Origin of the sequence: Deinococcus maricopensis DSM 21211 (genome assembly GCF_000186385.1) — a bacterium.
In the GTDB taxonomy this organism is placed as follows: domain Bacteria; phylum Deinococcota; class Deinococci; order Deinococcales; family Deinococcaceae; genus Deinococcus_B; species Deinococcus_B maricopensis.
The window spans coordinates 2,032,065-2,045,732 of sequence record NC_014958.1 but is presented as its reverse complement, the minus strand read 5'-3'; the positions used below and the strand labels follow the sequence as shown (position 1 = coordinate 2,045,732).

Genomic DNA, 13,668 nt, shown 5'->3' with positions numbered 1-13,668 from the left:
GGGGGGCAAGCCGGCCAGCCTGCCCCCCGCCCCAGGAGTGGTGCAAAAGGATTCAGTGCTGCGGGGCGGCGATCACCTCCTCGGGTTGCGGCGCGTGAGCGGCGGGTGCGGCGTTCAGGAACGTCTGGTACCAGCGGGCACTGTCCTTCCAGTGCCGCATCTGGTTGCCGTAGTTCACGTAGAACAGCCCGAAGCGTTTCTTGTACCCGTACGCCCACTCGAAGTTGTCCATGAAGCTCCACGCGAAGTACCCGGTGACCCTGACGCCCGCATCAATGGCGTTCAGGGTGGCGCCCAGGTGCTGCTGGAAGTACTGCACGCGCTCCGGGTCGTGCACGATGCCGTGCTCGTCGGGGCCGTCCGCGTCGGGATACGCGGCGCCGTTCTCGGTGATCATGATCGGCGGCAGGTTCGGGTAATCGTGATGGAGGCGCACGAGCAGGTCTGTGAGGCCCTGCGGGTACACTTCCCAGTTCATGTCGGTGTAGCTGGACGTGCTGGGCCGGATGGCGCCGTCGGCACTGCTCACGCTGCGGCTGTAGTAGTTCACGCCCATGAAGTCGATGGGCGCGGCGATGATGTCGAGGTCGCCGCTGTGCACGTCCGGTGCGTCCGCGCCGTACGCGTCCACGATGTCCTGCGGGTACTGGGCGCGCAGGATCGGGTCGAGGAACCAGCGGTTGAAGGTGCCGTCCACGAACCGCGCGGCGGCCACGTCCTCCGGGCGGTCCGAGGCGGGGTACGCGGGGTTGAGGTTCAGGACGATGCCGAGGTCCGCGTCCAGGGTCAGGGCGCGCATTTCGCGCATGGCGAGGCCGTGCCCGAGCAGCAGCCCGTGCGCCGCCGCGACGGCGGCCCGGCGGTCCCGCAGGCCCGGGGCGTGCTCGCCGATCTGGTAACTGAGGATGCTGCTGCACCACGGCTCGTTCAGCGTGGCGATGCTGCGCACGCGCCCGCCGAGCCGTTCCGCGACGATGCGGGCGTACTCCGCGAAGCGCAGGGCGACGTCACGGTTCGTCCAGCCGCCGATGTCCTGCAGGGCCTGCGGGAGGTCCCAGTGGTACAGCGTCATGTGCGGCTGCAGGCCTCGTTCCAGCAGGCCGTCCACCAGGCGGTCGTAGAAGTCCAGCCCCTTGGTGTTCGCAGGGCCGCGGCCGTCCGCCTGGATGCGCGGCCACGCGACACTGAAGCGGTACGCGTCCACGCCGAGGTCCCGCATGAGGTTCAGGTCTTCGGGCCAGCGGTGGTAGTGGTCGCAGGCGACGTCGCCGGTGCTGCCGTCATGAATGCGGCCGGGTTCGCGGCAAAACGTGTCCCAGATGCTCACGCCGCGCCCGTCGGCGTTCGTGGCGCCTTCAATCTGGAAGCTGGACGTGGCGACGCCGAACGTGAAGTCGGCCGGGAACGCGGCGCGGTGGAGGGGGTCGGGTGTGGCGGTCATGGAGCCTCCTGTGGCGGGATGGGAAGGCGAAGGGGGAGGGTCAGCCCTTGAGGGCGCCGGACGTGAGGCCCGCGATCAGTTGCCGCGACGCGAGGGCGAACAGCACCAGCAGCGGCAGGACCGTGAGGGCAACGCCGCACATCAGGGCGCCCCAGTCGGTGTTCGCGATGCCCTGCAGGGCGCGCAGGGCGAGCGGCGCGGTGTACGTCTCGGCGCTGCGGAAGATGATCAGGGGCCCGATGAAGTTGTTCCAGGACTGCACGAACGTCACCAGGCCGAGCGTGGCCATGGCCGGGCCGCACAGCGGCGCGATCACGCGGCGGAAGATGCCGAACTCGGTGGCGCCGTCCAGGCGGGCGGCTTCCACGAGTTCCCGTGGGATGGCCGTGCCGATGTACTGCCGCATCAGGAAGATCCCGAACGCGCTCGCCATGCCCGGCACCCACAGCGCGCGGGGCGTGTCGATCCAGCCGAGCGCCTGCATGATCAGCGCGAACGGCACGATGTTCAGCGTGCTGGGGATCAGCATGGTGGCGAGCAGGACGCCGAACAGCACCTCGCGGCCCTTGAACTCGTACATGGCGAACGCGTATCCGCCGAGCGTGCAGAAGAACAGCGTCGTGACGGTCGTGATCACGGCCAGGTACAGGCTGTTCCAGAGGTTCCGCCAGAACGGCGTGCGCTCCAGCAGGCTGTCGTAGTTCGCCTGCAGGTGGTCGCCGAACCACAGCGGCGGCGGAAGCTGGAAGATCTCCTGCCGGGGGTGCGTGGCGAACACGAACATGAAGTAGAACGGCAGGACGGTGAGCAGGCCGCCGAGCACCAGGAGCAGAATCGCGCCGGCACGGCCGAGGGGTTTCACGCCGCCGTTCGTGCGGCGCCGGGCGGGGGCGGGAAGGGTGGGGGCGGCCATGTTACTCCCGCCCCGCGAGGCCGCTGCGGCCGAACACGCGGTTGTTGATGATGGTGAGCACCCCAATCACGATGAAGAGCAACCAGCTCATGGCGGCGGACACGCCGGCGTCCGAGTACTGGTAGTACGTGCGGTACATGTACATGATGGTCGTCAGGCCGGACTGTTCCGCGCCGCCGCTGCCGTTCGTGAGGATGAACGGCTCCTCGAACAGCTGGAACCCGCCGATCAGGCTGAGCGTCACCGCGAGGAACATGGTGGGGCGCAGCAGCGGCAGCGTGATGAACCGGAACTGCTGCCAGCGGCTCGCGCCGTCCACGCTCGCGGCTTCGTACACGTCCTTCGGAATGGCCTGCAGGCCCGCGAGGTACAGCAGGACGTTCCAGCCGGTGTAACGCCACACGATCACCATGGCGATGGCGGGCTGCAGGTACTTCTTCTCGCCGAGCCAGTTGACGTTCTCGGCGGGGAACAGCCCGCCGATGAGCGGCAGTTTGTGCATGGCGACGAGCGCGGCGTTGATGGCGCCGTACTGCCAGCTGAGCAGCGTGAAGAACACCACCGAGATCGCCACGATGCTGGTGATGTACGGCAGGAAGTACACGGCCGTCACCAGCGACTGCACGCGCTTGAGGGCCATGTGAATGGCGAACGCGAGCGGAATGGCGATCAGGTGCTGCGGCAGGCCGGATTCCACCGCGAGGATCACGGTGTTCTTGAGGGATTGCCAGAACGTCGGGTCGGTGAGGTTGTCGGTGTAGTTGCGCCACCCGACGAACTTCATGTCGCCCAGGCCGCTGCCCGGCTGCCATTCCTGGAAGGACAGGTACGCGCTGAACAGGATCGGGAAGAGGCCGAACACCGCGAACAGCAGGAAGAAGGGGCTGATGAAGATGTAGGGGGCGTTCTTGCGCTGGAAGTTGTCCCACTGCGCACCGAGCGTGCGGCGTGGCTGGATGGCGGGTCGGGCAGGGGTGTTGGCTTGCACGGCACTCCTCTCAGGACGGGCGACCCGTCAGGGTCGCCCGTGGTACGGCCTTAGCGGGCGCGGCGCTCGATCAGGCGTTGCGCGTCCGTGAGGGCGGCCTGGACGGACTTGTTGCCGTTCAGCACGTTCGTGAGTTCGTCGTTGACGATCTGCTCCGCGATGGGGTCGAGGCGGTTCACGTCGATCGGCTGGATCTTGGAGGTCGCGGCGCGCCACAGGATGCGGGCCTTCTGGTTGGCGAGGTACGGGACGCCTTCCTCGAAGATCTTGTCGGTGCCGGCGGTCTTGAGTGCCGGGAACGCGCCGGTGGTCTTGAATGCGAGGACCTGCTGCGACTTGTTGGTCGTCAGGTACTTGATGAGTTCCCACGCGGCGGCCTTGTTCTTGCTCTGCTCGGGAATGCCGTAGAACGAGCCGCCCCAGCTGGCGAAGGTGTTGCCCGGGAGGTTCTGGGCGTTCCATTTGCCGGTGTAGTCCTTCGCGAGCCAGTTCTGCATGTGGCCGACCAGCCACGCGCCGCTGAATTCGGTGGCGAGGTTGCCTTTCTGGAACGCGGTGGTCCATTCGGGCGAGAAGGCCGCGCCGGCTTTCGCGTCGAGTTTCGCGTCGCGGATCTGCTTGGCGACCGTGAAGGCCCGCACGAAGCGCGCGTTGTCCGGGCTGACCAGGACTTTGCCCGCCTTATCGAAGTACAGCCCTTCGCCGTTCTTCAGGCCGGTGCGGATGATGATGGAGGCGGCGGTGCTGGCGTCGGGCAGCAGGAACGTGCCGGGGTTCGCGGCGACGACCTTCTTGCCGCTGCTGATGTACGACTCCCAACTCTTGTTCAGGTCGGTGGCTTTCACGCCGGCCTTCTTGAGCAGGTCCGTGCGGTAGAACATCGAGCCGGGGCCGATGTCGGTGGGCATGCCGACCATCTTGCCGTTCACGGTCGCCTGCGGGTAGGTGTACGCGACGATCTGGTTGCGGAACTGCCCGGCGTTGTACGGGGCCTTGCTGAGGTCCACGAGGCCGTTGCCTTCCGCGAATTTCGCGATGTACCCGAAGTCGATGGCGACGACGTCCTGTGCGCCCTTGCCGGTGGACAGCGCGGTCGTGAGGGCGTTGTGGTGGTCGGCGTACGCGAGGCTGCTGATCTTCACCTCGATTTCCGGGTGGAGTTTGTTGAAGCCGGGCAGCGCGGCTTTCACGACGCTGTCGAGGTCCGGGAACACGCCGACCGTGAGGGTCGTTTTGGCCTGGGCGCCGGCGAAGGTGGCCGTGAGCAGGGCCGTAAGGGCGAGCATGCGGGGGGTAGTCATAATGGTGTCCTCCAGGGGTGCGCCGGTGCGGCGCCGTGACATGAGCCTTAATGGAAGTGAGCGGGCGTGCCTGACAGGGCAATAGGGGTCTGACCACCCCGTCAGGCACGGGGAGGGGAGGGCAGCGGTTGAGGGTGGCTGGGGGGTGCGCCCGCGCGTCAGGTGACGTTCATGGCGCACCTCCCACCGTGACGGTCTTGCGCGCACGGCGGGCGGTGCGCGCGCGGTGCAGGGCGGTGGATTCGCGGACGACGAGTTCAGTGGCGAGGCGCGGCAGGTGCGGCGCGTTGCCGTTCAGGGCGTTCAGGGCGGCCTGCGCGGCGGCGCGGCCCATCTCGAAGGTCGGCTGGCGGACGGTCGTGAGGGGCGGCGTCGTGAACGCCGAGCCGGGCAGGCCGTCGAAGCCGACGAGGGACACGTCCTCCGGCACGCGGATGCCGCGGCGGAACAGCGCTAGGCGCGCGCCGTACGCCATCTGGTCGTTCGCGGCGAAAATGGCCGTGAACGGCGCGCCACGCGTGATGAGCGTCTCGACGGCGAGCAGCCCGGACGGCTCCATGAAGTCGCCTTCCACGATGAGCTGGTCGTTGATGGGCAGCCCGGCGTTCTGGAGGGCGCGGCGGTACCCGTCGAGGCGGTCGCGGGCGTCGCGGTGCGCGCTCGGTCCGGCGATGTGCGCGATGTGCGTGTGGCCGAGGTCGAGGAGGTGCTGGACGCCCTGGTGCGCGCCGCTGACGTTGTCGATGTTGAGGCACGCGAGGTCGTGGCCGTGCAGTCGGCGGCCCACGGCGATGACGGGTACGCGGCCGGCAAGGGCCAGCAGGGACGCGTCGGGCGTGTGCCCGCCGAGAACGATGAGGGCGTCGACAGGGCGGTTCAGCAGGGTGTGCAGCGCGGACGTTTCGTCCTCGACGTGCCAGTGGCCGCTGGCGAATACGGGGTGGTAAGGGCTCCCGTACAGGCCTTCTTCGATGCCGTGCAGCATGTCGCCGTAAAAGGGGCTGGTGATGTCCTGCGTGAGCACGCCGATACTCATGCTGCGGCCGCTGGCGAGGCCCTGCGCGATGGGGTTGGGGCGGTAGCCGAGTTCGCGGACGACGCGCATGACGGTGTCGTGTTTGGGGGCGGCAACTTTGGCGCTGCCGTTCAGGACGCGGGAGACGGTGCTGGGGGAAACGCCGGCGGCACGCGCGACGTCTTCAAGCGTGATGACGCTTTCGGTCATGGTTAAACCTCGGGCGGATGAGGTGTCCGCCGGTGGAGTTCAGGATTGCTTCTGTGTGTGTAGCGTAGGCGTTCATGAAAGCGCTGTCAAGCCGCTCCTGGACGATGATCATCATGTGTATTTGTGCGACTGATGATCACAATATGCTTGATCTCCAGGGCACTGTCTAGGCTGAAGCGTGAAAAACTTCAATCTGGACAGCAAAAAACAACCTCGTGGTTCAACCGCGGATGACCTGCGGAAAGGCTTCCACAGCGATCTTCATGATGATGAATGCGGTTTCAAAAAGGAGGGGTGAGCAGCACTCACTCACCCCTCCGCCAACCGCGCGACCTCGCCGAACGGAAACTGCCCGTCCTCCAAACCACCCGGCAGCACCACCCACAACACCGGCGTCTGCGGAGGCCGCACCGAAAACTCCCCGAACCCATCCGTCAGATACACCAGCACGTCATGCTCCCCCTGGTCCGCCACCCCCAGTAGCGGTCGGAAATCCGTCCCGCCCCCACCCTGCATCGGCGGCGCCGCCTCACCACGCGCCCACTCGAACGGCCCATACAACGCCGCGTCCGCGTAATACAACGTCACCTGCACGTGCGGGTACGCCCCCTGAATCCCCTGAATCTCCCCCAGGAACGCCGCCACCGCCCCCTCATCGATACTGCCGGACGTATCCACACCCACCAGCACCCGCAGGCTGTCCTCATCCAGCGCCTCCAGGTACAACCCCCGGTACGCGAACCGCCGATCAAACCCGCCAAAATCCACCGGCGTGCGCGTCAGAAACCGCCACAGGTGCGCGCGCCAGTCCAGCTGCGGCGCCCGCAGGCGCGCCAGCTCCCGGAACGCCCCCAACCCCTCGTCACCCTGCCCGGCCATGCTCGCCACCGCGCGCGCCTGCTCCACCGCCTGCCGCCACGCCCGCTCGTTCGCCGCCGGATGCCCACGACCCTTACCGTCCTCCGGCGCGTCGCCCGGCGGGCCGTCCAGCAGGTCATCGCCGCCCTGCCCCTCCAGGTCATGCTCCACGAGGGCCGCGTACACCTCCTCCACACTCAGGTGCTCCAGGTCGCCCGCGCGCGCCGCCCGCTCCGGCAACGGCAACCCCGACTGCGCAATCATGCCGTTCACGACCACGTCCGCTGCCGCGTTCCACCGCTCCCGCTCGCGCGGCCCACGCCGCGGCACGTGCGACAACGCCGCGTGCAGCACCTCATGCAGCAGCAGCCCATCCAGCACGTCGCGCGGCACACGCTCCGCCGCGTCCGGATTCAGGTACACCCGCTCCCCATCCGTCGCTGCCACGCTCACCTCCCGCGACGGCACGATCCGCGCGTGCAGCATCAACGTCGCGAAGAACGCACTCCGACCACGCAGGCGCAACCGCGCACCGCTCACCGCACGGTCAAACGCGCGCGCCTCATCCGGCGCGAGCCGCAGCGCCGCCACCTCAGGCCTCCGCGAGACTCAGCGCGTCCTGCACCAACGCCGCTAGGTCCGCGTCCCGCTCCATCAGTGCCGCCAGCTCCCCCAGTTCCCCGCTCGCGCTCAGGCGCGGAATCAGCGTCGCCACGAACAGCTGCAGCCACTCCGCACCCGCACCGTCCGCCAGCCACCGGAACGCCCGGTGCGCCTGCTCCGCCCCGCGCGCCCGCGCTGCCAACCCCACCACCGCCGCGTACCGCACGCTCGGCTCCGCCGGCAACGACACGCCCGCCGCCCGGCCCTCCAGTACGTCCAGCAGGTCCGGCAGGCGGTCATACAGCCGCACGAACGCCTCAAACTCCGCGCCCGCCGCCTCACCCACCGCCGGTCCCACCGGCAGGCCCGAGCGGTGCAGCCTGGACGCCATCTCCCACGAGCGCGGACTCGGCCACGCCGGCGAGACCGTATCCAGGCGGTGCAGCAGCTCCGGCCGGAACGTCAGGAACGCCAGCACATGCTCATGCAGCCCCCGCGCGAGCGCGTACGCACGCCACGCCTCGAACTCCGCCCGCACCTCCAGGTGCAGGAAACGGTTCCCGAGCGGCGCGGGCATATCGAACACCGACGCGCGGTCCTCCTTGCGGTTCCCCGCCGCCCACACGAACCACCCGTCCGGCAGCACGTAACTGCCCACCCGGCGATCCAGAATCAGCTGCTGCGCCATCCCCTGCATTGTCGGCGGCGCCATGTTGATCTCATCAAGGAACAGTACCCCCCGACCGGACCGCGGCAGGAACTCCGGCGGGTACCAGCGGCTCACGCCGTCCTCCGCGACCGGCAGGCCCCGCAGATCCGTCGGCGCCAGCTGCGACAGGCGCACATCCACGAACCCCAGGTCGTGCGCGCTCGCCACCTGCTGCACCACACTGCTCTTCCCAACGCCCGGCGCGCCCCAGATCATCAGGCTGAGCGTCAACTCATCACGAACGACGGCACTCAGGAACCGTTCCAGTTCCGCAGGGGACAGGCTCAACGCAGGCCTCCAGACACACGCATCATGCCCCCACACTACGCGAGACCGCGGGAACACGCGCTCAACCCCGCGCCTGCGCGCCGCAGGCCGTGGGCCTCAGACTCATGGACGGGGCGGACGCTCGGGGCCTTCATCACTGCGCGGCCCCGACCAACGAGCGCGCCCCGTTCCTCACGCCAGGCGCGTCCGGGTCGTTGACGCCGTACCGGCCCGCCGTGCGAGAGCCTGGCGGTACGCCCGGACAGTCATGACCACCAGGAACGCCCCGCCCGAAGCAGCAGCAGAGGCCTCAACACGCGCGCCCTGCTCCGCGACCATCCGCTCCAACCGGCGACTTTGACCGGCGCGCGCCCTTGACCCCCCCGGCGCCCTTGCCGTAGCCTGTAAGGCAGTCCCGCCCACGGGACCCAACCCCTATCAGGAGCGACGCAGGGACCTGGCCCAGTGACCGTCGCAGCAACCGGCCCTCATCACGGCACGGTGCTCAACGCCAGCCCACCTCAGGTCAACGATGACCGACGGTCGGAACGATACGGGAAGGGTGACCCGAGCGCACGCCGCGGTTCCCTTCACCACCGGGAGCCGCGCTTTTTCATGGCGCCTCCCACCCCGGAGTGAACCCATGACCGAACCAGACTGTCCCGCGCGCGAGGTCCTCGCATGACCGCGCACACAGCCCCCGCACGCCCCCACGTTCCCACCCCCCAGCCCGACGCCGCACCGCGCCTGCGCACCGCCACGCTGTTCCGCGATCGCCCGCTGCTGCTCGACAACGGCCACATCGTCAGCAACGTCCGCCTCGCGTACCACACGTACGGCACGCCCCGCGACCACGCCATCCTCGTCCTCCACGCGCTCACCGGCACCAGCGCCGTCCACGAATGGTGGGGCGCCCTGTTCGGTCCCGGCAAGGCCCTCGACCCCGAACGGCACTTCATCGTGTGCAGCAACGTCCTCGGCGGCTGCGCCGGCAGCAGCGGCCCCGCCGAGCTCGGCACGGACGACCTCAGCATCCCCGACATGGTCCGCGCGGCCCGCGAACTGCTCGCGCACCTCGGCGTGCGCCGCGTCACCGTCATCGGCGGCAGCATGGGCGGCATGCACGCCATCGAATGGCTCCGCGCGTACCCGGACCTCATCGACCGCGCCGTCGTCATTGCCGCGCCCGCGCAGCACAGCCCCTGGGCCATCGGCCTGAACAGCGCCGCCCGCGCCGCCATCCGCGCCGCGCCCGGCGGCGAAGGCCTCAAGGTCGCGCGTCAGATCGCCATGCTCAGCTACCGCAGCCCCGACAGCTACGCGGCCACGCAGGCCGGCCCCAGCCCCCGCGCGCGCGGCGAGCACGCCATCACCACCTACCTCCAGCACCACGGCCAGAAACTCCACGAGCGCTTCTGCGAACGCACGTACCTGACGCTCACCCGCGCCATGGACGCCTACCGCACCACCCCTGCGGACCTCGCGTGCGTCCACGTGCCCACCCTCGTCGTCGGCATCCGCAGTGACGTCCTGTACCCTCCGCACGAGGTGCGCGCCGTCGCCGACGCGCTCGGCAACGCCCGCTACTGGGAACTCGACAGCATCCACGGCCACGACGCCTTCCTGATGGACGCCGACACCCTCAACGACCGCATCCACGAGACCCTCCACCCCCAGGAATAACAGCAGGGCAACAAACTGCACTCCGCCCCAATGGGGCGGAGTGCAGTTTGCGTAAGGGATTTGAACCCTTGGGGACACCCCTCGCGGGAGCCAGTGACCACCATGCGGCGCCTGCCCCTTCCTCCACTCAGCGGAGCGTCACCGGGGTGCCTGGCGGCGTCACGCGTCACGCCGCAGGCGCATGCACGCGAACCACGCCACCGCGTACAGCGCGCTCGACGCGGCGAACACCGCCTCGTACCCCGCGTGGTCCGCCAGGAGGCCGCCCAGCACCGGCGCGAACAGCGCCACGCCCACCACGGTGTTCAGCGTGCCGATGTACCGCGAGCGCGCGCCCGGCGGCGCGAGGTTCAGCAGGTGGTTCGTGTGCCCGAGGTTGAACCCCTGCGCGGCCACGCTCGACAGCACGAACACCAGCGCGTACGGCACGGCGCCCGCGCCGCCCAGCAGCAGCGCCAGCAGCGGCGCGAACGCCGCGAACGCCGCCGAGTACCGGATGATGCGCCGCGAACCGTACCGCTGCGCCGCGCGCGTCCACACCAGGTTCGACAGGGGCGCCGCCGCCGTCACCGCCATCAGGAACACCCCCAGCGTGCTCGCCGGGAAGTGCAGCTTCCGCAGCGCGTACACCGCGAAGAACGGCTCCGCGACGCCCGCGAACGCCAGCAGCAGCCGCACGCGCAGGAACGCACGGAAATGCGCGTCCGCGCGGATCGTCTGCGGAATCGTGAGGAGTTCCTCGTGCAGGCTGCTGACGGGCAGCGGCTCATCCGGCGGTTCCGTAACCCGGCCGAACAACGCGTACCCGATGGTGTACGCAATCGTCGCGAGCGCGAAAATAAGCGTGTAGTTGTACGGGAACGGCAGCGGCGACGCCAGCACCTCGCGCACGATCAGGCCCGCCAGGAACGCCAGAATGCCCCCCACGAGGTTGCGCGTGCCGAAGAACGCTGCGCGCTGCGCGGACGGCACGACCTTCGCGGTCACCTCCAGAAACGGCAGGCCGCTCACGCCCGACGCGAGCGCGTTCACGAGCATTGCCAGGATGAACAGCGTCAACAGCAGCGCCGGGTGCGACCACAGCGTCGCGGACAGCGCGACCATCGTGACGTACGTGAGCGTCCGGATGGTCGCGGCACTCCGGTACGTGGGAAGTTTGTACGCCTGCCCGCGCAGGCGGCTCGCCACGAGAATCTGCGGCAGCATCCACCCGCCCTGCTGAATAGCGGGCAGCAGCCCGATCACGGCGTTCGTCGCGCCGAGCTTCGCGGCGAACCCCGTGAGGACCACCGTGGCGCTCAGGAAGCCGTCGCCGATAAAGACCAGCCAGCCGTTCAGGACGCCCAGGCGGTAGTTCGCGTTCCAGGTGCGCCATCCGCGCTCGCGCCTCACCGCGTCTGGCCTCCCCGCACGCACGTCAACTCAGAAACCAACACGTCAATGGAGGGCCGCGCACGGGCCCTGACCTCTCGTCTCACCCGCGCACGTTACGCCCGCCGACCGACAAGAGCAAGGGCACCCGCCCGGGGTGCCCCCACGGCGCCCTGAAGCGCCGCGTCAACGCTGGTCGATGGTCTTGTGCCGCTTCTCGAACGTGATCATCAGCACGCCCGCGCGCAGGCTCGCCGCGCCCGTCCCGGGCACCACCTCGCTCGGCGGCGTGAGGTCCCGCGTGAACACCCCGCCGGGTCGCTCGACCTGCACCGCCTCGCCGTCCAGGTCGAGCGGCGCGCGCTCGCCACGCACCGTGACGGTCTCACCGTTGTCGTCCTGCACGCTCAGGCTGTCCGCGTCCACGCCGGGGACGTCCATGACGAGCGTCAGGTGCGTGCCATTGTCCACCCAGTCCGCTGGCGGCGTCCACGGGCCATGCTCACTGAGCGTCTCGACCTCCTCGCGGATGCGCATGAGGTGATTCAGTCGGGCCAGGGCCGGTTCGTTCATGCCCTGATTCTAAAACACACGCCCGGACGAGACCGCCAGCGCCCCGCTACAATCGCGCGTGTGACGCCCACCCCGATCCCCCTGCTCACCGCGCCCACCGCGAGCGGCAAGACCGCCCTCGCCCTGCACCTCGCGGCGCAGCACCCCCTGGAGATCGTGAGCGCCGACGCGTTCAACGTGTACCGCGGGCTGGACATCGGCACCGCCAAACCCACCGCGCCCGAACGCGCGCGCGTCCCGCACCACCTCGTGGACGTCGTGGACGTCACCGAAGACTACGACGTCGCCCGCTACGTCCGTGACGCCGAAACGGCCATCCGCGACGTCCTCGCGCGCGGGCGCGTCCCGCTCGTCGTGGGCGGCACCGGCTTCTACCTCACGGGCCTGATGCGCGGCCTGCCCCTCACCCCCCCCAGCGACCCGCAGATCCGCGCGGCCGTCGAAGCGGACCTGCACGCCCGCGGCCTCGACGCGCTCCTCGCGGACATCCATGCCCTCAACCCCCAGGAAGCCGCCCGCATGGAACGCAACCCGCGCCGCATCATCCGGGCCCTCGAAGTGCACCGCCGCACCGGCCGCTTCCCCGGCGAGTTCGGGCACAGCACCCCCGCGTTCACGTACGCGCCCGTCGCGTTCACGCACCCGCAACTGGAAGCCCGCATTGCCGCGCGCGTCCACGCCATGTTCGATGCTGGACTGCCTGCCGAAGCCGCCTGGCTCGCCACGCAAGTCCCCCCGAACCGCGACCCCCGCCCGACCGCGTGGCAGGCCATCGGCTACCGCGAAGCGCTCGCCGTCCACCACGGGCACCTGAGTGTCGACGACGCCATCGCGGCCGTGACGCTCGCCACGCGCCAGTATGCCAAACGGCAACTCACCTGGACGCGCACGCAACTGCACGCGCCCCTCCTCGACCCGCAGAGCGCCGAAACGCACCTGACGCGCCTGCTCACCCCACCCCTCCGCCGTTGACCGGCGCGGCCCTCACGGATCCTCCCGCCATACTCGCACCCGACGTCCGCCCCGCCTATGGCGGCAGCATCCTGAACACGGCAGTACGAATCCCTCCACGCCGTCGTCATGCAGTCGAACTTCACGCTGAACAGCGCCCTGACCCGCTGGTCCACGGCCGGCGCCACCCTCCACGGCCACGGCGACGACGACCTGCCCGCGCTCATCGCGGCCGCTCGTCTGCCCGACCCGGCCTACGTCCACCCCTACGTACCGGCGTACGACGCCATCTGCCACCGCTTCGGCCCTTCCAGCGCGGAAGCAGCCGCGCACCTCGCCGATACCCTCCCACGTGACCACCGGACACTCCTCCTGATCACCGCCGACCACGGGCGCCGCGACCTGCACCCCGCAGCGCTCCGCTGGCCAACGCGCACGCCCGAACTGACCGCGCTGCTGAGCGGCGTACCGTTCGGCGAGGAACGCGTCACGTACCTCAACGTTCCGGAACGGCACCTCACGCAAGTCAGGGCGCTTCTCACGCTGCACGCGCACGTGTACGGCGCCCGCGACCTCTGGAACGCCGGTCTGTTCGGTCCGCCGCGCTCCTCTTTCCGCGCGCGCACAGGCAACCTCATCGCCGTCGCCCGTGACGACCAGACGCTCGGCCGTACCAGCCCGGTCGGTCACATGTTTGAGGACCTGTGGGGCCTGCACGGCGGCTGGAGCAGCACAGAAATGCTCGTTCCCGTCATCGCCCTCACAACCTGAAGGGACCGGGTGGG

General features: G+C 69.3%; 12 protein-coding genes and 1 riboswitch. Of the genes, 3 read left to right on the top strand and 9 right to left on the bottom strand.

All coding sequences use genetic code 11. The annotated features are described in order from the left end of the window. Positions 1 to 52: 52 nt before the first annotated feature. The 7 genes from DEIMA_RS09560 to DEIMA_RS09530 form a co-directional block, all read right to left on the bottom strand. The gene (locus DEIMA_RS09560; RefSeq protein WP_013557049.1) at positions 53 to 1,441 is read right to left on the bottom strand and encodes a GH1 family beta-glucosidase; all 1,389 of its coding nucleotides are present in this window, start codon (positions 1,439 to 1,441) and stop codon (positions 53 to 55) included. Between the two features lie 40 nt (positions 1,442 to 1,481). Next, a complete protein-coding gene (locus DEIMA_RS09555; RefSeq protein ID WP_013557048.1) occupies positions 1,482 to 2,354 on the bottom strand; it encodes a carbohydrate ABC transporter permease in 873 nt (290 codons plus the stop codon). A gap of 1 nt (position 2,355) precedes the next feature. Then, on the bottom strand, positions 2,356 to 3,342 hold the full coding sequence (locus tag DEIMA_RS09550) for a carbohydrate ABC transporter permease (protein ID WP_013557047.1): 987 nt from the start codon (positions 3,340 to 3,342) through the stop codon (positions 2,356 to 2,358). 50 nt (positions 3,343 to 3,392) lie between these two features. Continuing rightward, positions 3,393 to 4,643, bottom strand: coding sequence for an ABC transporter substrate-binding protein (locus tag DEIMA_RS09545; protein WP_013557046.1), 1,251 nt, complete (start codon positions 4,641 to 4,643; stop codon positions 3,393 to 3,395). Positions 4,644 to 4,812: 169 nt separating this feature from the next. After that, positions 4,813 to 5,868, bottom strand: coding sequence for a LacI family DNA-binding transcriptional regulator (locus tag DEIMA_RS09540; protein ID WP_013557045.1), 1,056 nt, complete (start codon positions 5,866 to 5,868; stop codon positions 4,813 to 4,815). A 309-nt stretch (positions 5,869 to 6,177) separates the two neighbouring features. After that, positions 6,178 to 7,317: a vWA domain-containing protein gene (locus DEIMA_RS09535; RefSeq protein ID WP_013557044.1), complete on the bottom strand. Its 1,140-nt coding sequence runs from the start codon at positions 7,315 to 7,317 to the stop codon at positions 6,178 to 6,180. Position 7,318: 1 nt separating this feature from the next. Beyond that, a complete protein-coding gene (locus DEIMA_RS09530; RefSeq protein ID WP_013557043.1) occupies positions 7,319 to 8,326 on the bottom strand; it encodes an AAA family ATPase in 1,008 nt (335 codons plus the stop codon). A gap of 411 nt (positions 8,327 to 8,737) precedes the next feature. After that, a riboswitch (SAM riboswitch) is annotated at positions 8,738 to 8,863 on the top strand. 123 nt (positions 8,864 to 8,986) lie between these two features. On the opposite strand from DEIMA_RS09530, the gene DEIMA_RS09525 reads away from it, so the two are divergent. Beyond that, positions 8,987 to 9,988 (top strand): homoserine O-acetyltransferase family protein, encoded by a 1,002-nt coding sequence (locus DEIMA_RS09525; protein WP_013557042.1) that lies wholly within the window; start codon positions 8,987 to 8,989, stop codon positions 9,986 to 9,988. Positions 9,989 to 10,147: 159 nt separating this feature from the next. Here DEIMA_RS09525 and DEIMA_RS09520 read toward each other — a convergent pair whose 3' ends face one another. Further along, on the bottom strand, positions 10,148 to 11,380 hold the full coding sequence (locus tag DEIMA_RS09520; protein ID WP_013557041.1) for an MFS transporter: 1,233 nt from the start codon (positions 11,378 to 11,380) through the stop codon (positions 10,148 to 10,150). A gap of 165 nt (positions 11,381 to 11,545) precedes the next feature. Continuing rightward, entirely contained in the window at positions 11,546 to 11,932 is a 387-nt protein-coding gene (locus tag DEIMA_RS09515; protein ID WP_013557040.1) for an Hsp20/alpha crystallin family protein, read from the bottom strand. Positions 11,933 to 11,992: 60 nt separating this feature from the next. Here DEIMA_RS09515 and miaA point away from each other — a divergent pair, with 60 nt between their 5' ends. Together miaA and DEIMA_RS09505 are read left to right on the top strand one after the other, a co-directional pair. Then, positions 11,993 to 12,904 carry a tRNA (adenosine(37)-N6)-dimethylallyltransferase MiaA gene (gene miaA / locus DEIMA_RS09510; RefSeq protein WP_013557039.1) on the top strand — a complete coding sequence of 304 codons (912 nt, stop codon included), beginning with the start codon at positions 11,993 to 11,995 and terminating at the stop codon, positions 12,902 to 12,904. A gap of 108 nt (positions 12,905 to 13,012) precedes the next feature. Then, entirely contained in the window at positions 13,013 to 13,654 is a 642-nt protein-coding gene (locus DEIMA_RS09505) for a hypothetical protein (protein WP_043816623.1), read from the top strand. The last annotated feature ends 14 nt before the right edge of the window (positions 13,655 to 13,668 follow it).